The sequence below is a fragment of the uncultured Campylobacter sp. genome, assembly GCF_938045205.1.
Taxonomy (GTDB): Bacteria; Campylobacterota; Campylobacteria; order Campylobacterales; family Campylobacteraceae; genus Campylobacter_B.
The window spans coordinates 19,091-42,629 of sequence record NZ_CALIMY010000132.1; the positions used below are offsets into that span (position 1 = coordinate 19,091).

General features: G+C 46.5%; 24 protein-coding genes. 8 read left to right on the plus strand and 16 right to left on the minus strand.

The genetic code is table 11. The features are described from left to right. The first annotated feature begins 68 nt into the window (after positions 1 to 68). Positions 69 to 1,736: a 30S ribosomal protein S1 gene (locus Q0198_RS07905; protein ID WP_297896725.1), complete on the plus strand. Its 1,668-nt coding sequence runs from the start codon at positions 69 to 71 to the stop codon at positions 1,734 to 1,736. 54 nt (positions 1,737 to 1,790) lie between these two features. Further along, positions 1,791 to 3,368 carry a phosphoglycerate dehydrogenase gene (gene serA / locus Q0198_RS07910; protein ID WP_297896727.1) on the plus strand — a complete coding sequence of 526 codons (1,578 nt, stop codon included), beginning with the start codon at positions 1,791 to 1,793 and terminating at the stop codon, positions 3,366 to 3,368. Between the two features lie 147 nt (positions 3,369 to 3,515). Here the strand turns inward: serA and Q0198_RS07915 are convergent, their stop codons facing one another. The 4 genes from Q0198_RS07915 to Q0198_RS07930 all read right to left on the minus strand — a co-directional run bounded on the left by Q0198_RS07915 (position 3,516) and on the right by Q0198_RS07930 (position 8,348). After that, on the minus strand, positions 3,516 to 3,668 hold the full coding sequence (locus tag Q0198_RS07915) for a hypothetical protein (RefSeq protein WP_297896729.1): 153 nt from the start codon (positions 3,666 to 3,668) through the stop codon (positions 3,516 to 3,518). A gap of 376 nt (positions 3,669 to 4,044) precedes the next feature. Then, entirely contained in the window at positions 4,045 to 5,013 is a 969-nt protein-coding gene (locus Q0198_RS07920) for a DUF3137 domain-containing protein (protein ID WP_297896731.1), read from the minus strand. A 242-nt stretch (positions 5,014 to 5,255) separates the two neighbouring features. Beyond that, entirely contained in the window at positions 5,256 to 7,418 is a 2,163-nt protein-coding gene (locus Q0198_RS07925; RefSeq protein ID WP_297896733.1) for a DUF1007 family protein, read from the minus strand. A gap of 3 nt (positions 7,419 to 7,421) precedes the next feature. Continuing rightward, positions 7,422 to 8,348: a zinc ABC transporter substrate-binding protein gene (locus tag Q0198_RS07930; protein WP_297896735.1), complete on the minus strand. Its 927-nt coding sequence runs from the start codon at positions 8,346 to 8,348 to the stop codon at positions 7,422 to 7,424. Between the two features lie 113 nt (positions 8,349 to 8,461). Here Q0198_RS07930 and Q0198_RS07935 point away from each other — a divergent pair, with 113 nt between their 5' ends. Together Q0198_RS07935 and Q0198_RS07940 are read left to right on the plus strand one after the other, a co-directional pair. Continuing rightward, entirely contained in the window at positions 8,462 to 8,815 is a 354-nt protein-coding gene (locus Q0198_RS07935; RefSeq protein WP_297896737.1) for an HTH domain-containing protein, read from the plus strand. Between the two features lie 134 nt (positions 8,816 to 8,949). Next, positions 8,950 to 9,390 (plus strand): hypothetical protein, encoded by a 441-nt coding sequence (locus tag Q0198_RS07940; protein ID WP_005873131.1) that lies wholly within the window; start codon positions 8,950 to 8,952, stop codon positions 9,388 to 9,390. A gap of 862 nt (positions 9,391 to 10,252) precedes the next feature. On the opposite strand, the gene Q0198_RS07945 is transcribed toward Q0198_RS07940, so the two are convergent. From Q0198_RS07945 to rpmB, 4 genes are all read right to left on the minus strand, one after another. Further along, entirely contained in the window at positions 10,253 to 10,483 is a 231-nt protein-coding gene (locus Q0198_RS07945) for a YdcH family protein (protein ID WP_177387402.1), read from the minus strand. Positions 10,484 to 10,729: 246 nt separating this feature from the next. After that, positions 10,730 to 11,923: a bifunctional glutamate N-acetyltransferase/amino-acid acetyltransferase ArgJ gene (argJ, locus tag Q0198_RS07950; protein ID WP_297896740.1), complete on the minus strand. Its 1,194-nt coding sequence runs from the start codon at positions 11,921 to 11,923 to the stop codon at positions 10,730 to 10,732. Then, on the minus strand, positions 11,916 to 13,046 hold the full coding sequence (locus Q0198_RS07955; protein WP_297896742.1) for a potassium channel protein: 1,131 nt from the start codon (positions 13,044 to 13,046) through the stop codon (positions 11,916 to 11,918). The genes argJ and Q0198_RS07955 overlap by 8 nt, the downstream gene beginning before the upstream one ends. A gap of 18 nt (positions 13,047 to 13,064) precedes the next feature. Further along, positions 13,065 to 13,256 (minus strand): 50S ribosomal protein L28, encoded by a 192-nt coding sequence (rpmB, locus tag Q0198_RS07960; protein ID WP_297896744.1) that lies wholly within the window; start codon positions 13,254 to 13,256, stop codon positions 13,065 to 13,067. Positions 13,257 to 13,401: 145 nt separating this feature from the next. Between rpmB and rpe the strand changes: the two genes are divergently transcribed. Then, positions 13,402 to 14,043, plus strand: coding sequence for a ribulose-phosphate 3-epimerase (gene rpe / locus Q0198_RS07965; RefSeq protein WP_297896746.1), 642 nt, complete (start codon positions 13,402 to 13,404; stop codon positions 14,041 to 14,043). A gap of 21 nt (positions 14,044 to 14,064) precedes the next feature. Then, entirely contained in the window at positions 14,065 to 14,871 is an 807-nt protein-coding gene (locus Q0198_RS07970; RefSeq protein WP_297896748.1) for a 3'-5' exonuclease, read from the plus strand. A 707-nt stretch (positions 14,872 to 15,578) separates the two neighbouring features. On the opposite strand, the gene Q0198_RS07975 is transcribed toward Q0198_RS07970, so the two are convergent. The 5 genes from Q0198_RS07975 to Q0198_RS07995 all read right to left on the minus strand — a co-directional run bounded on the left by Q0198_RS07975 (position 15,579) and on the right by Q0198_RS07995 (position 19,566). Further along, positions 15,579 to 15,701 (minus strand): hypothetical protein, encoded by a 123-nt coding sequence (locus tag Q0198_RS07975; RefSeq protein WP_297896749.1) that lies wholly within the window; start codon positions 15,699 to 15,701, stop codon positions 15,579 to 15,581. Positions 15,702 to 15,788: 87 nt separating this feature from the next. Next, entirely contained in the window at positions 15,789 to 16,028 is a 240-nt protein-coding gene (locus tag Q0198_RS07980) for a hypothetical protein (protein WP_297896751.1), read from the minus strand. Between the two features lie 223 nt (positions 16,029 to 16,251). After that, the gene (locus Q0198_RS07985) at positions 16,252 to 16,383 is read right to left on the minus strand and encodes a hypothetical protein (protein WP_297896752.1); all 132 of its coding nucleotides are present in this window, start codon (positions 16,381 to 16,383) and stop codon (positions 16,252 to 16,254) included. A gap of 276 nt (positions 16,384 to 16,659) precedes the next feature. Next, positions 16,660 to 17,796, minus strand: coding sequence for a glycerate kinase (locus tag Q0198_RS07990; RefSeq protein ID WP_297896754.1), 1,137 nt, complete (start codon positions 17,794 to 17,796; stop codon positions 16,660 to 16,662). A gap of 393 nt (positions 17,797 to 18,189) precedes the next feature. Beyond that, positions 18,190 to 19,566, minus strand: coding sequence for a GntP family permease (locus tag Q0198_RS07995; RefSeq protein ID WP_297896756.1), 1,377 nt, complete (start codon positions 19,564 to 19,566; stop codon positions 18,190 to 18,192). Positions 19,567 to 20,129: 563 nt separating this feature from the next. On the opposite strand from Q0198_RS07995, the gene Q0198_RS08000 reads away from it, so the two are divergent. After that, positions 20,130 to 20,357 (plus strand): hypothetical protein, encoded by a 228-nt coding sequence (locus Q0198_RS08000; RefSeq protein WP_297896757.1) that lies wholly within the window; start codon positions 20,130 to 20,132, stop codon positions 20,355 to 20,357. A gap of 395 nt (positions 20,358 to 20,752) precedes the next feature. On the opposite strand, the gene Q0198_RS08005 is transcribed toward Q0198_RS08000, so the two are convergent. Together Q0198_RS08005 and Q0198_RS08010 are read right to left on the minus strand one after the other, a co-directional pair. Then, positions 20,753 to 21,175, minus strand: a complete 423-nt coding sequence (locus tag Q0198_RS08005; protein WP_297896758.1) for a Sua5 YciO YrdC YwlC family protein — start codon at positions 21,173 to 21,175, stop codon at positions 20,753 to 20,755. A 13-nt stretch (positions 21,176 to 21,188) separates the two neighbouring features. Beyond that, positions 21,189 to 22,088, minus strand: coding sequence for a DMT family transporter (locus tag Q0198_RS08010; protein WP_297896760.1), 900 nt, complete (start codon positions 22,086 to 22,088; stop codon positions 21,189 to 21,191). A gap of 182 nt (positions 22,089 to 22,270) precedes the next feature. Between Q0198_RS08010 and Q0198_RS08015 the strand changes: the two genes are divergently transcribed. Beyond that, positions 22,271 to 23,227, plus strand: a complete 957-nt coding sequence (locus tag Q0198_RS08015) for a hypothetical protein (protein WP_297896762.1) — start codon at positions 22,271 to 22,273, stop codon at positions 23,225 to 23,227. Here the strand turns inward: Q0198_RS08015 and Q0198_RS08020 are convergent. Next, positions 23,172 to 23,539, minus strand: a 368-nt coding sequence (locus Q0198_RS08020; protein WP_297896764.1) for an agmatine deiminase family protein, incomplete at its 5' end; no start/stop codon positions are given. The two genes, Q0198_RS08015 and Q0198_RS08020, sit on opposite strands and share 56 nt — an antisense overlap.

Sequence of the window (23,539 nt, forward strand, 5' to 3'; positions counted from 1 at the left end):
CAAATTTTGGCTAGAATCGCGCATTTTAGTTCTTTTCAAAAAAGCACAAATAAATTTAAAGGAAGCATATGGCTGAGGTGAACGAGAAGGTTCAAAACCACGCAGAGGAAGATTTTGCGACATTGTTAGAGGAGTATGACACCGGGAAGTCTCGCGACGAGGTTGTCACAGGTAAGGTTATCGCCCTTAAGGACGGCGAGGTTTTCATAGACGTAGGCAGGAAGTCGGAGGGCATTTTGGACGCCGCCGAGGTTAGCGATGAGCAAGGAAACCCGCAGGTTAATGTAGGAGATGACATCAAAGTCGCTATTATCGGAAGCAGAGGCGGTCGCCCGGTCGTATCGTATAAAAAGGCTCTAAAGAAGGAAAAAGTAAAGGCATTCATCGACTCCTATGATGAAAACGCAGAGAATGTCTATGACGTTAAAATTCTATCGTTTAATAAGGGTGGTTTCCTTTGTGCTAACGCAGATGATGTGGAATTTTTTATGCCACGCTCGCAAAGTGCGCTTAAAAACCCAAATGGCGCCGTCGGTAAAAATTTCAAAGTAAAGATCATTAAGGTCGATAGAGATGAGCAAAGCATCGTCGTATCGCGCAAGAAGCTACTTGATGAGGATCGCAAAGCAAGCAAAGAGGCGATCGAGAAAGTAATCGCTACCGAGGGCATCATCGAAGGCGTCGTCAAAAAGATCACCACCTACGGTATGTTCGTAGACGTAGGCGGCGTGGATGGGCTCGTGCACTACAGCGAAATTTCATACAAAGGCCCGGTAAATCCAAGCTCGCTCTACAAAGAGGGCGATAAGGTTCCGGTTAAAGTTATCAAATACGATAACGATAAAAAGCATCTCTCCCTTTCGATCAAAGAGGCGATGCCAGATCCTTGGAACGAGATTAAAGATAGCCTGGAAGTGGGCGATACTATCCGCGTAAAAGTAAGCAATATCGAGCCTTACGGCGCATTTGTCGATCTTGGCAATGACATCGAGGGCTTTTTGCATATCAGTGAAATTTCGTGGGATAAAAATATCAAAAATCCGAAAGATTTCATCAGCGAGGGCGAGGAGCTTGACGTTGAGGTCGTAGAGATCAACCCTAGCGAGCGTAGATTGCGCGTGAGCCTTAAAAATTTACTCACCAAGCCTTTTGACGAGTTTGTTGCTAAGCATAAAGTGGGCGACGTGCTAAAAGGCAGCGTCACTACGATTACAAATTTCGGCGCGTTTGTGAGGATCGACGGCGTAGAGGGGCTTTTGCATAATGAAGACGCTTCGTGGGATCGCGGTGAGAAGTGCAAAAATTTATTCAAAGTAGGCGACGAGATCGAGGTTAAGATCATCAAGATTGACAAAGACACTCAAAAAATTTCTCTAAACCACAAAGAGCTCGGCGATAGCCCGATTAGTGAATTTGCCAAGAGTCACAATCAAGGCGATGTCGTAAAAGGCAAGATCCGCGATATTAAAGAGTTTGGAATTTTCGTCGAGCTGGGAGGCGGTATCGACGCGCTTATTCGCAAGGAAGATCTTGGCAACGTAAGCGTAGATAGCCTAAAAGTGGGCGACGAGATTGAAGCTGCGATCGCCTTCATCGACGAGAAGAAAAATAGAATCCGCCTAAGCGTGCGCAGGCTGGCTCATCAGAAGGAGCGCGAGGCGCTAAACGAAATCAATAGCAACGACGACGAGAAGCAAAGCCTAGGGGATCTAATCAAAGATCAACTAAACAAATAATTCCTCCCGCAAGGCATCCCCGCCTTGCGGACTCACTTCTAAAGGTTAAATTTAATGAAAACTATCATAGTCTGCGACGCAATCCACAAAATCGGTTTTGATCTGCTTAAGCAGGAATCGGACGTTAAAGTAATCGACGCCACGAACGTGCCCAAGAGCGAGCTATACGGAATTTTAGGCGATGCGGACGTTGCGATTACCAGAAGCTCTACGGCGGTGGATGAGAAATTTCTAAATGCCGGCACCAAGCTAAAAGCGATCGTGCGTGCGGGTGTGGGCGTAGATAACTGCGACATCGACGGTTGCTCCAAGCGCGGTATTATTTTGATGAACGTACCTACGGCAAACACCATCGCCGCGGTCGAAATGACCATGTGCCATCTGCTGAATGCGGCGCGCAAATATGTAAATTCCTGCAACGATCTGAAAATTAATAGAATTTGGAAGCGCGAGAAGTGGTACGGCACCGAGCTTTATAAAAAGAGCCTCGGTATCATCGGCTTTGGAAACATCGGCTCGCGCGTGGGGGCGCGCGCGCTTGCGTTCGGGATGAACGTCATCGCCTATGATCCGTATATCGAGCCTGAGAAGGCCACGAAGCTCGGAGTAAAATATACGAAAAATTTCGATGAAATTTTATCTTGCGACTTCATCACGATCCATACGCCGAAAAATCAAGAGACGATAAATATGGTAGGCGAGCCGCAAATAGCGAAGATGAAAGACGGCGTGCGCCTAATAAACTGCGCTAGAGGCGGACTTTACAACGAAAAGGCGCTCGCAAACAATCTGCGCAGCGGCAAGATCGCATATCTCGGCATCGACGTTTTCGACAAAGAGCCTGCGACCGATCACGAGCTTTTGGATATCGAAAATTTAAGCGCGACTCCGCATCTTGGAGCAAATACGCTCGAATCGCAAAGCAATATCGCCCGAGAAGCCGCAGAGCAGGCGATCAGCGCCGCGCGCGGCTTAAACTATCCAAACGCTTTAAATTTGCCGCTTAAACTTGAAGATCTGCCGCGCGGTATCGAGCCGTATATAAATTTGGTCTCCAAAATGGCCTATCTTGCGGCGCAGATCAACAAGGGCCCGATCAAATCGATCACTATCGAGGGCAGCGGCGAGGTGGTGCAGTATCTAAAATCGATGCTCGTTTTTGCTATCGTAGGCGCGCTGCACGATTCTTTGGGCGATTCGCTAAATTACGTCAACGCTAAATTTCTTGCGGATGAAAAGGGTATCGAGACGAGCTTCGGCGAGCTTGCGCGCAGCGTTTATAAAAGCGAGATCGCGGTTAAGGTTACGACCGACGAGGCGATCTCAAACGTTGCGGGCACGGTCTTTGACGGAAGCGAGGAGCGCATCGTAAATATCGGCGGATTTAAGACCGATTTTAAGCCGAAAGGCAAGATGATAATATTCAAAAACACCGATGTGCCAGGCGTTATCAAATCCGTAAGCACGATCCTAGCCGACGAGAACATCAATATCGCGGATTTTCGCTTAGGCAGAGGCGAGGAGGGGGATGCTTTGGCGGTCATTTTGGTCGATTCCGAAGTGCAAAAAAGCACGCTCGATAAACTAGCGGCTCTACCAACTTGCCTAATGGTGCGCTACGCGGCGCTTTAATCCTTTTCCGCTTAGGAGGCGGAATTTTAAATTTCGCCTCATACAATTCTTTATAATTTAAATTTACAATCCAGCCTACGACGGCGTTTGATGAGGCAACGCGGGAACGCGCGGCAAGGATTTTAGCGAACTTGAGTACGTGCAGAGCTAGCGCTTGAGGTACGTTGCGGCTGCGTCCTGGCAGATACCTTTTAGCGTGCGGCTTTTGTAAGCGCCGCACGCTTTAAATTTAACTCTCATCGCGGTTTTGTTTTTAAATTTAAATTTCGTCCTTGCGGATCTACTTTTAAATTTCATCATCGCGGGCGCCGCCGATTAAATTTCGTCGCTATGCGAGTTTGGCACTAAAAGCTAGAGGCTGCGATACGAGACGCGGTCAAATTTTATTTTGAGCATGAAGCGCTAAGCAAGAGTCGCTTCCAGGAAGCATCGGAGCGTTAAATTTTATTTATAAGACAACGGCAAGGCGTTTTTGCTTCAAATTTATGCGCGATAGGTACTTTCATCTCTAATCGTATCGCCGTTTAAATTTTGGGCAACCACCGAGCGATTTTATTGCTGATTAAATTTAGGACGGCTGCCGAGAGATTGCGCCGCTGATTAAATTTTACGGTTTTGCCGAAATTATGCTTCGCCGGAAAACTCCGTCTAGCCTAAAATGAGCAGGTACAAAATTTCAGCTGTAATGCGTCCTGCTAATTTGTGGTCCTAGTGTCTCGATTAGGCTTAAAATTTTGCGGATCTGCGTTTGGTATTCGCGCGCGAGCTCTATGCTAGCAGGCCTATCAAAAAGAGTAGTTTCAAAAAGATCGGGCACACCGTTTAAAAATAGATATAAACGCTCATCCATAAATACCGCGCTCAAGCTAAACTCGCCGCTCGTTTCGCGATTTATTTCGCGCAGGCGCTCCATAAACGCGGGCGTTAGCAGATAGCGCGCTTCTACTTTGTCATCCGCAAACACGCGAAAATCGCGCATAAAATCCACATCGTCCATCATCTCTTTTTCGCCGAAGATCTTGGCGTTTAGCTCCCTGCTTACCACTATCGTTTTGCCCGAGGTTTTTTTCGCGAGCTCGCAGATCAGTACGTTGCCGTCAAAGTCCATATAGTTATCGTAGAATATTTTGATCAACATAATCGCCGCTATGAGCGGATTATCCGTTTTCATGTAAAACCTGCTATTGCTATGTACCTCGCTGAGGCTAAATTTAATCCCGCAGTACACGCCCGTAATCCGATCCTCGCTTTTGATCCTAGATTTCCTATAAATTCTAAATTTTTGAAATTCCTCTTCTTGCATACCGGTATATGGATCATATTTTAAACCAGCATCTATATCGTTTATTACGGCGCGGACGAATATCTCTTTGTAAAATTTGTAGTAGCGAATTTCTGCTTCAGTTTCTTGACCGGCACAATGAAGAAGAAATATCCAAAAGATCTGAAAAAGGATCAAGACGCTCGAAAATTCGGCAATTTTTATTAGAGGAGTGTCTGCTTTAACGCCGTTTAGAAACACTAATACGAACAGGACCGCAAAAAAGGCGGCTATACTGAGGTGGTAATATCTATTAAAAACTCTAGCGCACGCTTTTTGCTCGATTAAAGTCTGTGAAATAGCATCTTGCAAAGAAGGCGACATATCTATCCTTGAGAAAAATTTCGCCCGTATTGTAGCAAAATTTAGCGGAATTCATAAAGAGCGAATTTCGCCTCATAATTAAATAGTCGAGATCGGAGCTTAATTTATGCAGTCCGTGCGGCGCAAATTTTAAAATCTTACTATTCTGAAAACAATTCGCACCGGATTTAAAATTTAACGTATCGCATAAACTTTATATTTCACGCGAGCCGCTTTTTAAAATTTGCATTAAAACCTTGCGATTACAGTATCCTGAGGGTGTCTGAGATGAAATACATAAAAATCCCGAGCCCGAACATCACGAAAAGCCCCGCAAATTCTATATAAAGCTTCAGGCTTACGAGCCGCTTCGAGCTTAGTTCGTTTGCTTTCGCGCCGAAAAGCGCGGCTAAAAATATCACGACGCTCATTCCAAAACCGATGAAAAGCGCACTCGCGACGCTAAGCGCGAAGCTTCCGAGGCTGAAGGCAAGCACGAAAATAAGGATCGTGCCGGGGCAAGGCACGAGCGCCGCCGCAAGCGCGATAAGCCACTCCCGCCCTTTCTCGCCGCCGCCAGTTGCGCCATTTTGCAGCGAGCGAGACGAGGTTTGGTTTTTTAAATTTATAGAATTTAAGACCTTTTCTTGCTCGTTTTGGCTAGGCGAGTTTTCTTCTAGGCTTGCGGTTAAATTTGAATTCGAATTTAGCTCTGCCGTTGCGGCGCCTAAATTTTGAGTATCTAAATACTGTGCGGATTCGCCGCTAGGGGTTTTAAATTTAGAAAATTTATAGCTCTTTGACGCTGCGTAAGCGGAATTCCCGGCGTTTGCAAACGCCGTATTTTTTAAGCTGACGTCCGTCTCTGCGGTATTTGCGGCGGAAGCGCAAGCAGCGCAGGAGCAGCCCGCATCGTGGTGGGCGCCCGATCTTACGCGGCGAGCTTTGTCGTAGATGATGAGCGCGGTTATGACGATGATCAGAAGCGCCGAAATTTTCGTTGTGATTGAGGCAGAGTTCGTGGAGACGAGCCCTGCGACGTTTTGCAGCACGAACATGCTCGCGCTTACCAAAACGAGCGCTCCTAGGACGTGTAGAAGCCCGATTTTGAGGGCAAATCCAAAGGCCTTGACGTAGCTGCCGCCATGGGCTAAGAAATAGCTCGCCGTTAGCAGCTTCGCGTGCCCAGGACCCGCCGCGTGGAAAAAGCCGTATATGAAAGAAAGCGCCAAGACCCATAGGATGGTGCTCGCGCTTGCATGCTCGCTGCTTGCGCGAAACGCCGTTTTGAGGCTTTTCATAAAATCCATCGTCTTTTGCGCGACAAATCCCAGCGAGACCTCTTTGTGCTGCTCGCTTGAAATCTCGTCGCTGTCGGATGTGGCGCCGTTTTTGCTAGCGCTATTTTGCGCTAAATTTAAAGAACTCTCCTCGGGCGGAGTCGCAAAATTTTGCGTAGAATGCGCGGAATTTAAAGAATTGTCTCGGATCGCAGCAAAATTTTCGCCCGCGCCTTTATCTTCAGGCGCCGCAGAATTTGCAGGGCCACCTTTTGCCTGCACGTCCTTTTTTGCGGCTTTATTAATCTGCGCGATGGTATCCGAAGCGGCTATATTTTTTTGCGCCTCTGCTGCAGCTTCCGAAACGATGTCGCCGACGGATCTTTGGTTTGATCTGCGTGCTGAGCTGGAATTCGGTTTAGCTTGGCCGCCTTGCGCAAGTTTATCCTCTGAGCCCGCAAGACTCTGCTCGCTAGATGCAAGACCATCCTGCGCTAAATCGGAGTTCGGCGCGCTTGAAATAGGCGGTTTTTTATCTGCGATCTTTGGCTTTTCGCCGCTAAATTCTATAAAAGTGGTGGCTAAATTTGAATTAGGCTTCGCTACAAAGCCCTCGCCTAGATTAATGGGCTTGTCGTCAAGCATTTTGAAATTGAAAAATCCCTGATCGTCGTTAATGGAAATTTTAAGAACGCGGCCGTTTCGCAGCTCGAAGCCGACCTTTTGATCGAACTCAAACTCAAGCCTGCCCTTTTTAATAAGGCTTTTTGCGTTTTTAAAATTTCCCTTGATCTGCGTGCCTACGAGGTTGCTAAGTGCGGGCTTTGCGTTTTTTGGCGCTTGATCGTAAAATTCCGCCTCGCAAAGGTAGCTTTTGGGGGTTAGATAGTCAGTCATCGCCTTAGTTATCTCGGCAAGCTCGCTATTTTCAAGCTTGCCGTTGGAATTTATATCGTAGGTCTGCATTATAACGTCGGTGAAATTTTGAGAGAAGAGCCACGAAAAGTGCAGGCTCACGATCTTGCCGTCTTGCGCGACGGGGGTAATGCTAACGTGCGCAGTGGGCGTGTATAAGGCGCACAGAGCGCACGCAAATATCCGCGAGCTAAAGATCGCGGATAAAAGTAAAATTTTAATAAATTTCATCAACTACAAATTTTCTCCGAAAATGTCGATCGTCTTTTTCATCGTCTCGTACCAATCTAGCGGCAGCTGATCGATCTCTATAACCTTTGCGCCCGTTTGAGCGGCGATGGTTTGCGCTGCCTTTTTGGAAAACTGCGGTGCGACGAAAATCACCTTGATCTTTTCCTCTTTGGCTTCCTCGATTAGCTCGGCTAAATCCGCAGGCTTAGGCTCTTTGCCCTCCACTTCGACTGCGATCTGCTCTAAATCGTATCGATGCGCGAAATAGCCCCAAGACGGATGATAAACCATAAATTTCTTTCCCTTGACGCCCGCTAATTTCTGCTTTGCGTAAGCGTCTAGCTCGTCAAGCTTTTTAGCAAATTTATCGAAATTTGCTTCATAAATTTTAGCATCCTTTGGATACTGTTTGGTTAACGCGTCTTTAATATTTTTAGCTTGAATTTTTACAAGCTGCGGATCGAGCCAGATATGTGGGTCTAAACCGCCGTGATGATGATGGTGCTCGTGCGCCTCGTGGTCTTTGTCACCATGCTCATGGTGCGCATCATGATCGTGATCATCGTGATGTGCGCTATGATCATGTTCGTCGTGATGGTGATGTTCTGCCATAGCCATTTTAGTGATGCCATCTTCGGTGCGGATTATCTTCATCTTCGGATACGATGCGGCAAGCTTTGGTAGCCAGACTTCATCAAATTCTATACCGACTGCAAAATACAGATCGCTATTTTCTAGCATTTTCATCTCCGAAGGCTTAGGCTCGTATGTGTGCGGATCAGCGCCTTTGCCTACCATTGTATTTACCTGCAGGGTATCACCTGCGATCTGTTCAACAAAATACTTCGTAGGAAGTATAGTCGTGGTGACCGTAGGTTTGGCGAATGCTACGCAACTAGCTGCTAAAAGCGTGAAAATAAGCTTTTTCATAAAATTCCTTTCCAAAAAAATTGCGGAAGTATATCAAAAGCAACTTAGTTGCAACTTAATATAAATTTATCTAAATTTCGCTATCATCGCTTAAATTTTAAAAAAGGCGTAAAATGGATCCCAAAGATTTTTTAACGAGTCACGATATCGCTCCTACGGCGCTTAGAGTGCAGATCGTGCAGATCCTAAGCGAGAAAAAATGCCCGGTAAGCTACGATGAACTAGTAGAACTAACAGGTGCGAATAAAACCACTATATATCGCAATATAGCGCTTTTGGAAGAGAAAAATTTGATAATTACCAGCGAAAATAATCATAAAAGCTTTTATGAGCTTACCGACGGCGCCAAAGCGTATTTTGTCTGCGAAAGCTGCCATAAAATGGAGGAGATTTCGATGCCAGCTTTGCCACAAAAAAATGTCAAAAGCGTGCTCGTGCGAGGATTGTGCGAGAAGTGCGGCGGCTGAGGCGGGAAATTTAATAAAAAGCGCTCAAGGAAAATTGGCTAAAACGCTAGGGTAAAATTTAACCGATTTTTAACGGATTTTTATAAAACAAACGATATAATCCGAGCGTTTCATATTTTAAAAGGGAAAATTTAGTGAATAAAAACGATACGATAAAAGCAATAGAGAAGTTTGTAAGTTCTCAAGAAATGACGATGTTTCGCCTGAAAAAGGGTATCTACGGCGATGCGATGAAAAACCTGGATCAGGTTTTTACGCCGTATAAGGAGTTTGCCGAGTTTTTCAAAAATCCCGCAAATAGACTGCAGGAGCTGTTAGGCAACATCGCGTACGAATCGATTTTAAACTACACTGAAGCAGGGCTATCGCACTGCGAGAAGATCCACTCGATCTATTTTGTGGAATCCAAAGGATTTTTCAAAAGCGGGCTAAAGTATATCGAGCCTGATGCGACCGCGAGAGAAAGAGCCAAGAGCTATTACGACAAATTGCTGGAAAATAATGAGAAGCTTAACGAATATATCGATATCGGCTTGCAAAGGCTACATGGCTTAGAAGCGAAGGTTTTCGAGTAGGCCAGGTTAGTTTTGGGATTTGATTTGCGTGGCGAAATTCTATCGCAAATTCTTGGCGCTTAAAATCCTATGATTAAATTTCATACCTTTTACAGATCCACTTATATTATTTAATTCCCCGTTAGCGCCGCTTTTAATTGCGCATATAGCAAACAAGGTAACTTTAGAAATTCCGTGCCGGTAGGCATTATCCGATACGATCAAAGAAATAATCTAAATTTTTAAAGCTCAACGAAGCGGGTTAAAATAAGCAAGCTTAGCTAAATTCTTTGAAGAGATTAAAGTAGGCTCTAGCATAAACTAGCGCTTGTTTGAAGTCTGCGAATTTGAAATTTCGCGGTTAGCGCGAACGGGAATTTAAAATTCTAGCGCTACTTCAGATTCCTTTGAAATGCGGATTTTTAAAAGTATGTATTGCGCCTGCAATAAGCAAAGCGTAAGATTTGAAATTTACTAGAAAATGCTCGCTGCAAAGTAAAATTTAAAAGCCAGGCTGCAGGCGACGCAGCATAAATTTTTAATTTACTCTGTAGCGCAAAACGAATTCAGCAAGAGATATTTTTGGAAGCGGAAAGGGCTATAGAGAGCCGTAACGAATTATATTTGATTGCGCTAATACCGCATTGTTGGTATATGCAGTTATGTAGCCGATACGTAAAAATTATTTAGAGGTGTCAAGGTGGGAGCGTGCGGTATAAATTTTAACTTGTTTTGGCGCGCTGTTTTAATATCTCTATCGCGCGCGGCAAATTTAAGCGGCTAAACTTATTGAGATTAGAAAATTCTAAACACGGATTAAAGCTTAGCGGCGAAATTAGCCTTGCTAGCACTCTGCTGCATCTTAATTTCGCCGCAAGCAACTTTATTTATCTGCCTTTTCGGCTTTATATTGCGCTAGCAGGGTGCCTAGCTCATCTTTTATGCGAAGCTTTTCCTTCTTCATCGCATCGATCTCCAGATCGCTCATATGCACTCTGCCGGCTTGTGCGTCGGCGATCTTGTGATCCAGCTCGTCGTGTTTCTCGAAAAGCGAATCAAATCGTGCGTTTTTGCCTTTTAACTCAGTGATTAAATCTCTGTATTCATGAAACATGCTTTACTCCTTTGAAAAATTTATTTAAGTATATCAATAAAGCGCTTAAAACCTAATTTCAGCTATCAAATTTAGACTGAATTTCACGCATGAGATTCCAAATTTTAAAAGGTAAAATTTTAGTATTTAAAAATTTAAAACAGGCAAATTTAAATGATAAAATTTTAGGGCAGAGCTTTAAAGCCCTGCCGCTATTCGCTATTTTCGAGACGAGATTTTTATTATGAAAGAGTAAGCTGTGAATCTTTATGATCTATAATCGGCGTTGATTTTTACGTAGTCGTAGCTAAGATCGCAGCCGTATGCACTAAACTCGCCATCCCCGAGCCCTAAATCGCACCAGATCGTAAAGCTTTTTTGCTGCATTACGGCGTGGGCCGTGGCCTCGCGAGCGGCGTCCAGTTCGCGATTTTGCGCGTCATAAAGTAGCACGTCATCGTATTTAATACGCAGCTTTTCTTCGTCGCATTCGATACCGCAGGCGCCTATGGTGGAGGCTATGCGACCCCAATTCGGGTCTTCGCCGAAGATCGCCGTTTTAACAAGTGGCGAATTGCTAAGCGCCTTTGCCGCCGTGCGGGCATCCCCAGCATTTGCGGCACCGCTTACTCTAAATCGCACCAGCTTGTTTGCGCCTTCGCCGTCTTTTACCAGCATTAGCGCAAGCTCGCGCGTCAGGGCGTTTAGCGCGGATGAGAAGGCATTCTTGTCGTAAGCACATTTGGCGCTACTGCATAGCATAATCGTATCGTTGGTGGAGGTGTCGCCGTCGACGCTTACGGTGTTGAAACTCTGCTCCGCCGACTTTTTTAGCAGCTCGTCCATATCCGCGCGCGGTATTTTTGCGTCGGTCAGGACGAAACAGAGCATGGTTGCAAGCGCAGGATTGATCATGCCTGCGCCCTTGCAAACGGCTGTGATGCGAAATTTCTCGCCGTTTTCTAAAGAAATTTCATATGCAAGCTCTTTTTTTATCGTATCTGTCGTCATAATGGCGGTGGCTAGAGCGTTCGAGTTTCGTGCCGAAAGGTCAAAATTTTGCGCGGCGGCGATAATTTTTTCCTTTTTAAGGCGGTATCCGATGACGCCGGTGGAGCTCATGACGGGGTTTATCAGAGCGATTTTTTTGCCAAGCTCGCTAAAAATTTCATCGATGTCCGCGATGCCTTGCTCCCCAGTCATAGAGTTTGCGTTTTTAGAATTTACGAGGATAAAATTTGTTTTAAGCTCCCCGCCCGCGCGCTCCTGCGCCCTTTTGAAATGCCTAATCGGCGCGGCTTGAAATTTATTGCTCGTAAAGATCGCGCTTACGGCAAAGGGCTCGTCCGCACGGATAAATCCTAGATCGTTGCCCTGTTTTTTAAAGCCCGAATTCACGCCGTCAAAATAAAAGCCCTCGACATTCTGCAAGCCGCCCTCGAGCTTAGCGATTTTAAACATATCTCATCTCCTGTGGCTTGTATTTGCTGCGGATGAGCTTTTTGGTGTTGCGGATACCCTCTGCCGTGCCGATGACTAAAAATTTCACCCCAGTACCGATGAGGTAGTCGCCATCCGGCATAGGAATGAAGCGGCTGTTGGGCTCTTTGATTCCCACGACGTCGGCGTTTGTAAAATCACGCAAGCGAGTTTCTTTTAGGCGCTTGAAGCGGATCCACGAAAAATCGGGCACCGTGATCTCCTCGATATCGATGAGTGAGTCTTTTTTATACAAAAATCGCTCCAAAATGTTTTCCATATCAGGGCGCACGCTGATCGCAGAGAGTCTTTGTGCGGCGAGTTTGGATGGTGAGACGATAGAATTTGCGCCGAGTTTTTTTAGCCTCTCGGTGTCGCTGTCATCATCGCTATTTGCCATGATGAAGTAGGGAGTGATGCGACCAAGCTCCTTTTCGTATAGGCGCACCAGCGAGATTATCGCGATATTATCGGCTAAATTTGGAGCCAAGGTGATGACGCATTTGGCCGATGAGAGGTGGGCTTTTAGCATCGTGGTTTCCACGTGCGGCTCGCCTACGATGAAGTAGGGGTAGCGGTTTTCCTCGGCGATTTTGGCTAGAGCGGGATCGGGGTCGATCACCACGAAGGGTAGGTGGTTTTCGCGAAACTGCTTGGCAAGCTCGGCGCAGTAGATGTTGTTGTAACAGATAATGTAGTGGTTTTTGAGCCTTGCGATGTTATTGATCATTCGTTGCTCCCTAAGTAAATTTTGAAGTTTGCCGTTTTTTATGACCTCGACGACGACGCCCAGGCAAAACGAAAAGGTTCCAAAGCCCATGAGGATGAATAAGACGGTAAAAATTCTACCTGCGGGCGATATCGGCGCTACTTCGGTAAAGCCTACCGTCGTGAAGGTCATACCCGCCTGATAAAAGGCATCCACGAGCGAAAAGCCCGCTATAAAGACATAGCCTAATGTGCCGATTAGCATCATCAGCACGATGGTTATCAGTGGTAAGCGAAAAGGTCGTAGCTGGTCGTAAATTTCTGTGTAGAGGTTGATGTCCGGCTTAGTCGAGCCGGACCAGTCGAGGAATCGCTTGATCTTGTCCAAAACAGACATAAATTCCTCTTTAAGAGGTTATTTTGATTGTTTTTTCATAGTTCGTAGAGTTGAGGCGGCGACTTTGATTCGTCTGGTTGAGCCGTCTTCTAGCTGAACGCGGACGGTGCGTAGATTGACCTGGAATTTCTTTTTGGTCCTGTTATTTGCGTGGCTGACATTGTTTCCTACCATCGCACCTTTGCCGGTGATTGCGCATCTTCTTGCCATAATAAATCCTTGATGATTAAAATAAATGGCGATTATAGCGAAAAAATTTCAAATTATGCTTAAAATCCGCCGCGGTTTAAATTTAGCGAAATTTATGACAAAACTAAGTAAAATTTCGCATCTTAAAATTTTATAAGGAATCTTAATGTATGTAGCACCCAGCATTTTATCGGCGGATTTCGGAAGGCTTGCGGAGGAAATTCGCGCAGTCTGCGAGGCGGGCGCCGATCTCATTCACGTGGATGTGATGGACGGGCATTTCGTACCCAATCTTACGATCGGACCGCTTGTAGCGAGCGCCGCGGCAAAGGCGAGCAGCAAGCCTTTAGACATCCATCTGATGGTCAAAAACGTGCCGTTTTTCGTCGATCTTTTTTTGCCGCTAAGGCCGAAATTTCTTAGCTTCCATATCGAGGAGGAGACCCATCCGCTGCGCCTCATAGATCATATCCGCCATAGCGGCGTCTCGCCTGCGGTTGTGCTGAATCCGCACACTCCGCTTAGCGCGCTGGAGTTTATTTTGGGCGAAGTGGATATGGTGCTTTTGATGAGCGTTAATCCTGGCTTTGGCGGGCAGAAATTTATCCCCTCGGCGCTTGAGAAAATTAAGCAGCTGCGCGAGCTGATCGATCGTAAAGGCGCAAAATGCCTCATCGAGGTCGATGGCGGCGTAAACGGGCTGAATATCGCAGATATCGACGAAGCGGGCGCCGACGTCGTGGTAGCGGGCAATTACATATTTTCTTCAAACGACTACGCGGAGGCGATCCGTGCGCTTAAAATTTAGGCGCGGCACAGGGGTAAAATTTTGACGCGTCAGATCGAAAATTTAATAAATTTACTGGCTCAAAAGAGCATAAATTATTACGATTTTATCTCAAAAGCAAGCGATATTGCCGAGATTACCGAGCTTTTTGAGCCCAAAGACCTTTCGATGTGGCGTGCGCTGGGCATAGAGATAATAAAACTCGACAACGGCAAAATCACGCTCAAAACCCGTGAGACGGATATTTCGGATGAAATTTTTTGCTTCGTGGACATCGAAACAAACGGCGGGCTCTCAAACGGCCAGATCATCGAAATCGGCGCGATAAAAACGCGCGGCATGCAGGAGTTGGATCGCTTCGAGAGCTTCGTTTACGCGCCCGTCGTGCCCGAAAATATCACGGAGCTTACGGGGATTTGCGCGGACGATCTTGTGGGTGCGCCGCCGCTAGCTAGCGTGCTGGAGCGGTTTAGGCTGTTTTTAGGCGATAGCGTTTTTGTGGCGCACAACGTCAAATTTGACTACGGCTTCATCGACGCGAGCCTGCAAAAATGCGGCTTTGGAATGCTTTTAAATCGCAGGCTCTGCACCGTCGAGCTCGCGCGCCGCACGATCAAGGCGCAAAGATACGGGCTCGGCTCGCTAAAAGAGCTTTTAGGCGTGCAAAACGTCCACCACCGCGCATTTAGCGATGCCGTTTCCTGCTTTGAAATTTTCAAATTCGCGCTCTCGCGGCTGCCGTGGAGCGTGCAAAGCACCGAGGATCTGATACTTTTTAGCAAAACTGCAAAGAGCCTGGCGCTGCCTAAGCCGCAGATTTCGGGGCAGGACGAGGGCGAAATTTTATAAATCGCGCGCTGAATTAAGAGATGAAATTTTAGCGAAATTTCGCGTCGCCGTTTGAGAGGTAAATTTTACGCTTTTAAGCGGCGGCGCTTTAGTCTGCGCGGATTGCGGTAGCGTAAATTCGATCCGAGCGATTTTGGGCGGCGCAAATTTAAAGCGCTACTGCGGCGAGATGTGATTGTGAGCGAACCGAAACGGCGCGAATTTAAGCAGGCGCGGTTTTAAATCGCATTGCGATCGCACCGGATTTAAGTGCAAATGCCTGCAGCGACGCCCTCTATGTATGACAGCCAGGCGGATCATGCGATTTTAATTTACTCGGGCGGATGCGGCAGCGAGCGCTCGTGGAGCCTTTTTGCTTTCGCGAATTTGATTTTTGCGGCGATAAATTTTGCGCCCATCTGCGGTTTATAACCTTGCTTCGGGCGAATTTTATGAGCGCTCGCAGTCGCGCGGATGCGTCCGAAGCGTCGCGCGCTTTAAATTTAAAATTTAGCCTAGGCGCGCGAATTCGATGCTTTAAACTATAAAATCAATAAATTTTGCCCGCGTCTGTGCGTCTTTTGCGTCCTAAAAGCGATAAATTTAGCGCGCCTGCGCCGCCGCCGCAGATACGCTAGGACGAGGGTTTTTCTGCATTCGCCGCTTGGAATTTTGATATTTGATTTTAGCTTGACGATCTGGTCGGTACGTGCCCGTGCCGCAAATTTTTAAAATGGAGCTTTATAAAATTTCACGGCGCCGATCGCAAATAAAATTTTATAAATTTTATCGTAAAAGCACAGCGCGATCGGAGCAAATTTAACGCAAGCCCGGCCCTGTCGTAGCGGCATACGGTAGCCGCATCTGCACTAAATTTAGCGATAAGCAAATCCGCGATCTTAATAATACCAATTTACGCAGACGCGACCCGCTCCGAATCAAAGCGTCATCGGAGGGCTTGACGGGCTTTGCGAGCGAGCGGAGTAATGCGCTGCCACCATCTTTACAGAAGCGCGATTTTGCGATTGAGCGGTCTTTTTCGCCTCAAGACGGACATATCGTAGGCTAAAATTTAAATGGAATTTCATAAAGCGCGGCGCTGCTTTTAAATTTACGTTGCAAATCTCATAGGCTGCGAATACGGCGTTAAATTTTAAAATTCTGTCTGTCTTAATCATGCCTTGAGGTTATGTATTGCGAGGGGTGCGCGAGCCACTTGATTGGAAAATGAGTTTTAGATCGCGCCTTGCGTATGTATCGCGCGGTAAAATAAATTTTTGCGCCGTAAAATTTCGCGCCGCTGCGTTACTGCTGAGCCGCTCGCCGTCTTACCTCCTGTCCTATTGCTCCGTATTTTCAAACGCGCTAGAATTTCAGCAAAGCTACGTTTTAATGCAAAATTTATCCACTTACCGCGGTCTGCGGCGGATGAAATTTTGCCGCTCGCCGCGAGACGCGCGCGGTATTTGATTGCCACGCATGCACGTCATAGCCCATATCCTTGCCGCAAGCCGCCGTTTTACTAACGTCCATCGTTGTGGCTCTCGCCTGCTTCTTCGCGTATATTTTTTATGCCTTGTAAGCTGCGCGTCACCGCATCTGCGTCAAGATCGCGCCGTGCCTTTAAAGCACGCAAATCCATCCTGCATAAAATTTAGCTTTTTTGCCATGCTCGCCTCCTGCCGCACTTTGTCGTGCTTATATGTTGCGAGCCGCCGCCGCCTTATTTCGCAACCGCACCTGTCACGCATACATACCGCGCTCGCTGCTAATTTTAGCACCTGTGCTTTAAATTTCAGTCCAAAAGCCCTATTTGGCGCCGCGTCCGAGTAGAAATAATCGCACCGCTTGTTCGGCGACCCGGGCTAAATTTTGCGTTGCGACGGTGGGCTCCATCGCGCGCTCAAGGCTCATCGGTTCGTTTAGGATGCAAAAAAATGCGCCTATGCCTCGCTCGTTACAGCCGCCGGCACAGGGCGAGATGCCGCCTGCCAGCGCGATTACGGGCACGCCGTAAGAAGCAGCAATCTTTGCGACACCGCAAGGGGTTTTACCCATCGAGCTTTGAAAATCGAGCCTTCCTTCGCCTGTGATGACGAGCTCGGTGCCTTGCATATCGCGCTCTAGCCCGATCTCTTCGGTGATGATGTCGATGCCCGGCTTAAGCGTCGCGTTTAGAAAGCTTACAAAACCAAAGCCCAGCCCGCCAGCAGCTCCTGCTCCGGGGCTATTCCAAAGCTCGCGTCCGAGGTGTTTGCTTACGACGCTTGCAAAATTGATAAGTCCTGCATCGAGCTGCTTTACCATCGTCGCATCCGCGCCCTTTTGCGGAGCGTAAATATATGCCGCGCCGTTTTCGCCAAAAAGTGGATTATCCACATCGCAGGCGATGAGAAACTCACATTCTTTAAGATGCGGCAGCATCGAAGTGCAATCTATCGTGGCGAGTTTAATCAGATCCTCGCCCGCTCCCGCAAGCTCTGCGCCATTTGCATCTTTAAATTTAAAACCAAGCGCGCGCAGCATACCCATACCCGCATCATTCGTAGCACTTCCGCCGATGCCTATGATAAACTTTCGCGCGCCGTGCGTGATCGCATGCGCTATCATCTCGCCAAAGCCATAAGTGCTCGTTTTTAGCGGATTGCGGCGCGATTTTTCGATGAGCGGCAGACCCGATGCGGACGCCATTTCTAAGATGCCTAGCTCGCCTTTTAAGGCGTAGCGCGCGGGCGTTTTTTCGCCTAACGGATTTGCTACGATGACGTCCATAAACCTAGCTTTTAGCGCGTCGGCAAGGGCTTCAACGCTTCCTTCGCCGCCATCTGCGATAGGTTTGACGAGCACCTCGCAGCCTAGCTTTTTGATGCCTGATTTTACGGCGTTGCCCGCCTCAAGCGAACTAAGTGAGCCCTTAAACGAGTCGATCGCGACTAAAACTTTCATATTTTTCCTTTAGCTGGTATCTTAAAATTTTGGAATTTTACAGCGCGTAGGCTAAATTTACGATGACAAGACTGAAGCAAGAGTAGAATTTTAAAATCTCGTTGCCAAATTTATGGGGCAAATTCTAAAATTTCATGTCGTGGAATTTTAAAATTCTGTAAGCCACAGAATTTCGGCTAAATTTTAAAATTCCGTAGCGATAGAATTTTAAAATTTCGCTCCTTGAGGCTTTGTGTGTAAATTTAAAACTCCGCTATACGAAATTTTAATATTAAGGCATTTGCGCGGTACGGCTAGCTACGTAAATTTAAAGAATCTTATGTAGCTAGCCGCTGGTAGATGCCCGTAGCGCTCCGCACTGATTTAGCGCGGTAGCGGCTAGAATAAGCTAGCCTAGATCAAAAACAGCGACAAAATCCAAACGCTGATCATGCCCGTAATGCCCATAATTAGGGTTAGCATGGTCTGTGTGCGGTAGCCTTGCTGCGGATTCATCTTGCTGAAATTCGTAACAACCCAGAAGTAGCTGTCGTTAGCGTGCGAAACCGTCATAGCGCCCGCTGCGATCGCCATTACCACAAGCGCGCTGGACATTTCGGAGGTGAAGCCCAGCACCTGCATCAGCGAGCCGTCCGCGTTAAATGCGCCCATGATCGAAGCGGTGGTGATGATCGCCACGGTGGAGCTTCCTTGCGCGGTTTTTAGGACTGCCGAGATTAAGAACGGGAAGAAAATTCCCGCGGCTTTAATCGCGGTCGCATTGTCCTTGATGTAGGTTACGAAGCCGGCGTCGGTGATTACCTTGCCTAGCACTCCGCCCGCTGCGGTGATGAAGAGGATCGGGCCTACGATTTTTAAGGATTCGTTGGTGATCTCGCTAAATTCGCCTAGTTTGTCGGTTTGTGCAAGTAGAAATACCGCAAAAACTACGCCCAAGGCTAGCGCGATGATAGGATTTCCTAAAAATTGCGAAATTTCGCCCGCAAATCCGCCTACTTTTAAGATCTTGGCGACGGAGCCCAGCGCCATAAATAGGATCGGGATCAAAATAGGGGCTAAGCTCAAAAATCCGCTCGGCAATTTGCCGTATTGTTTAAGCAGATCGTCGTAGCTTTTTGCGATAACTTCATTTGCTTCAGCCTCGCTTATATGCACGCTCTTGGCGACTTTTTTGGAAAAAAAGTATGTAGCGATTAGCACCGGCAATGATACTACCGCGCCCATTGCGATTACGAGTAGCAGATTGCCGCCTAGACCCACGGCGCCTGCTGCGGCGATCGGTCCCGGAGTCGGCGGGATGAATACGTGCGAGGCGTAGAGTCCGCCGGAGAGCGCTACTGCAAGAGCGACCGGATTTTCGCCGATTTTTTTACTGATCGCTTCTCGGATCGGGTTTAAAACTACGAAGCCGCTGTCGCAAAATACGGGGATACCTACGATCCAGCCCATTATGAGCATCGCAAGCTCTGGGCGCTTTTGCCCGACTACGTTTACGACCATATCGGCGAGTTTGAGTGCCGCGCCCGTCTTTTCGAGCACGGTGCCGATGAGCGCGCCGAAGATTATGACGATACCGATACTCTTAAACGTGCCGCTGAATCCGTCGCCGATAATCGCGGGGATCTTGGCTAGCGGTATGCCCGCAACGATCGCGAGCGCCAGGGAGATAAGCATTAGCGCCAAAAATGGGTGAACGCCTGCTTTGGAGATCAAAAAAATCATCACGACGACCGCTATGGCGAAGCAGATGATTAACGCAACACCGCTCATAAAAGCTCCTTGAATGGATTTAATTTGCCCGCAAGCGGTTTAAGCTTAAACTCCGTTTGCGCCTCAAATTTAATGCGGTAATTTTAGCGAAATTTTAATATAAAGCAAGAAAGGCAGCGTTAAATTTATGGAAATTTATGATTTATGCGGAAATGAAAGACTAGCTAGCGGAATTTATCGGTTGGAATTTATCAGTGCTACGCGGCGAGAGGCGGTTTAAATTTTAAAATTTGCAGCGTTTGGCTTGACTCACGTTGCGCGACGGCGGAAATTTTATCGCGGATCTGTCGTCGTGGCGCAGCAATGGGGGCGGTGCGATTGCGCTTTAAACGCAGGTTTGGCAGCTAAAGGGCGTAAGTGATGCGGACGGCTTTGCGGCGCTTGCTGCGGCAGCGGCGATCAAAGGCGTAGTATCGGCGGCAGCAGCGATGAGGCGGCGGCAGGGTTTTTGATATACAATCGGCGATGATAGAATTTTGATCGCAAACTACTTGCAGCAGCGGCGATAAAATTTTAATTGAATAGGTGTCGGCGGAAGTGACGTCTGAATTTTATTAAAACTATTGGCGCAGCAGCGAAATTTTGATTTTAGCGGCGCCAGAGGAGCTTTTTTAAAAGATCAAATTTTAATCAAAGGCAAAAGCGGCGTCGGTGGAGCTTCGATCAAAACGGTGCGTAGCGGCTCGGATAAAAACCGGCGGCAATGCCCGATCTTTAAAATTTTAATCGAAAATGTTCGGGATGCAAGAATTTATAGCGACAATCTTAGCTCGCCCGAGTTAAAATTTTGATCGAGAGTATTTGGCGATAGAATTTCATTCAAAAGCTAGCAATAGCGAAATTTTACGGCTCCGAAAACGGCAGGAATTTTACTATTTGAAGGCAACGGGAGGGGGGATTTACAGCTTTTTATACGATTTTTCTGCGAGCCTGCCGTGATCTTTTCGCGATTTTTTAAAATTTCAGACGGTATTTGCGCGGTTTATATGTGACGAAATTTCACGGCTCGGCTAAGTTTACAGAGCTATTTTAAATTTAGAAGGCCGTTTTAAATCGTGCAGAGGACAAAGTAGCCGAAGCGAGGAATCTGGTTTTAAATTTGCAAAGCCGTTTAAATTTGTAAAGTTACTTCCCGCCGCGCCTCTTTTTTGTGTGTTCTTTGCGCGTGTAAATTTTGAGTGCAGCGCTATCTCAGCCGCTTTAAGCGCGTTTTTGAAATTTTATAAATTTTCGAGCTTGCATTTTGGCTGAAATTTTGATCCACTACCTCGTCTGCAGCCGCTTTCGCCCAGGCTTCGTCGAAGCTTTGTCCATTTAAATTTGCGCTACTGGAGTAAAGCCAGTCAAATTGCCTTAAAAACTCCTCGTGAGCGCACCCTTTTACGACGCGCACGGCCTTGGCGTTCGGATATAAAAACGTCGTTTTTCTCGCGCGGCGCACTAAATTTTTAAATTTAGCGGGCACGCGAGTGAGATTTTTTAGCTCGCTAAGCTTTGCCGTCGTTATGAGGCAGGGTTTGTCTGCCGCTCGGCGTTTTAGCGCGTTTATCTCGCGAAAATCCTTGCTCAAAAATCCCGCCGTCGTATCGGTCTGCGCCAAATAGATCATCTCTCCTCCAAATTTACGCCTTTTTTCTATCTTTGGCCAGCAAAAATATGCACGAGATAATCAGCGTAAAGCCCGCAAAATCAAGAAACACGAACTCCGTCCCCAGCCAAAAATAGGCAAACGCCGCCGCACTCACCGGCTCGATGCACGCTATCATGCTCGCCCTGCTTGCGCCTATTATCTTTAGTCCCGTCATGTAAAAACTAAACGCACATATCGTGCCAAGTACCACTACTGCGGCAAGCGCCGCAAAGCCGTCCGCGTCGCTCACGCCGCCTAGCTGCCAAACCCGCGTGTAAAGCGCGAGCACGCCGCCGCCGATGACCATGCCCCAGCCTAAATTTAGCGCGACGGGGTATTTTTGATTTAGCTTCGTTGGGATGAGACTATAAATCACGACGCCAAGCGCGCTAATGAGGCACCAAACCAGCGCCTCCGCGCTGATAACCAGCGATCCCAGATCGCCGTGGGTGGCGAGCAGCACGACGCCCAGCACCGCGAAAATGAGCGCGATGAGCTCGACCTTTTTAGGCACGCGTCGTTCTAAAAAGCAAACGACGGCGAGGATGAGCGCGGGCGCGGAGTACTGGATTACGGTCGCGACGGCGGCATTTGAGAGCTCGACACCGCAAAAGTACGAATACTGCGTCATCATAAGCCCAAAAAACGCGTAGATGAGCAGCTGCGGCAAAAGCACGCGATCTTTTAGCGGCGCAAAGGCTAGGCGCGGCGAGCGAGCGATGTAATACGCTACCATCGCAAGCCCGGCGAGGCCTAGGCGGTAGGGCACGAGCCAGTCGGCACTAACGCCCTTTTGCGTGAACAAATACTGCCCGCAAACACTGCTAAATCCCCATAATACGCCGCCAAGAAGAGTGATGAAAACGCCAAAAAATTCGCTCTGTGATCTCATTTGCCGCCTTAAATTTAAAGCCAAAGTATACAAGCTTATGCTTAAGCTGGGGTTAAATTTAGGACTTTGGCGTAGTTTATCGGACAGTGTTTGCAACTAGTAGAATTTTGTAAATTTAAAATTTAAGGCTAAACATTAGTGATATAATAAATATAACATTTTTCACAAAGGAGAATAAAAGAATGAAGAAAAATTGGTCAGAAATTTCTCTTGCAACGAGAGCCCAAATTTTACTTAACTACAATAATTTGGATTTTTTCAAAGGTAATTTTAAGCCTGTCGACATTTATCAAAAAAACAACAAAAAGAATTTAAATTGGTTTTATGTTGAGAGCGAACATACTTTAGTAAAAAGCGCTGAAAAAACTAAAGACGGCAAGTATAATTTTTCATTTCCTATTGAAAAAGAACAGGATATGGCAAAGATGGATGTGAAAAGTATTTTTGGCGGAGTAGAGAAAATAGGCAAGATCATCTTTGGATGTTTTGATATAGAAAATTCAAAATTTTACAGATTAGAAAAAACTTTTTATGATATATGCAAAAATGTAAAAAATAGCAAATATACATTAACGGAAGATGACTTGAGATCCGAAAAACCATTAGGGGTGGAAGAAGATTTTTTTAATAGCTGGAAAGCTCTATCAAAAGCTGAAAAAGTTGTAAAAAATAGCAAAAATACAAGACTAGAAGGATTTAAGGGAATGGCAAATTTTTTTAATTGGTATAACAATCAAGAGAAAAAATGCTGCTATTGCGGAGTTGAAGAAGCTGATTTAAAAGAATACTTTAAAAGTGAAAATACGCAATATGAAAAAGCTAGACCAAGAGGAAAATTTTTAGAAGTTGAACGAGTGATAACAGCGCCAAAAAGTGAAAATAAATATTCAAAAGATAATTGCCGTTTGGCTTGCTACATTTGCAATAATGCAAAAAGTGATTTTTTGTCGGCTGAGAGTTTTGAGCCTATTGCTAGAGGTATAAATAAATTTTGGAATGACTACTTAAACAAGAATGTAGAATTTCCAGAAGATTTTGAATATTGGAGCAAAAACAAAAATAGTTTTAAAAATGGCGGTAACTCTACCGCCCAAATTTCTCTGCCGTTATGCAGTGTAGCGCTCCGCCAAGCTCTATGATTTCGCTTAAATTTATCGTCTCTACTTTGCAACCGCCATAAATTTTCTTGATCTGCTCTATCGCGACATAGTCATCATCTGTCCCATATACTGGCACTATCAAAAGACCGTTTATTTTAATAAAATTTAGGTAAGCGCCCCAATCTCTTATTTTACTAAAAAAGCCCTCGCCATACTTCATAAATTTGATATTCAAACCGCACTTTTTAAGAGACCTTATAAGCCTATCGTTAAAACTCTTGCTCTCGTTTGAAAAATCATTGACAATCACGCTGTTTTCATCTATCCATCTCACCATGCCGTCGCTGTGCC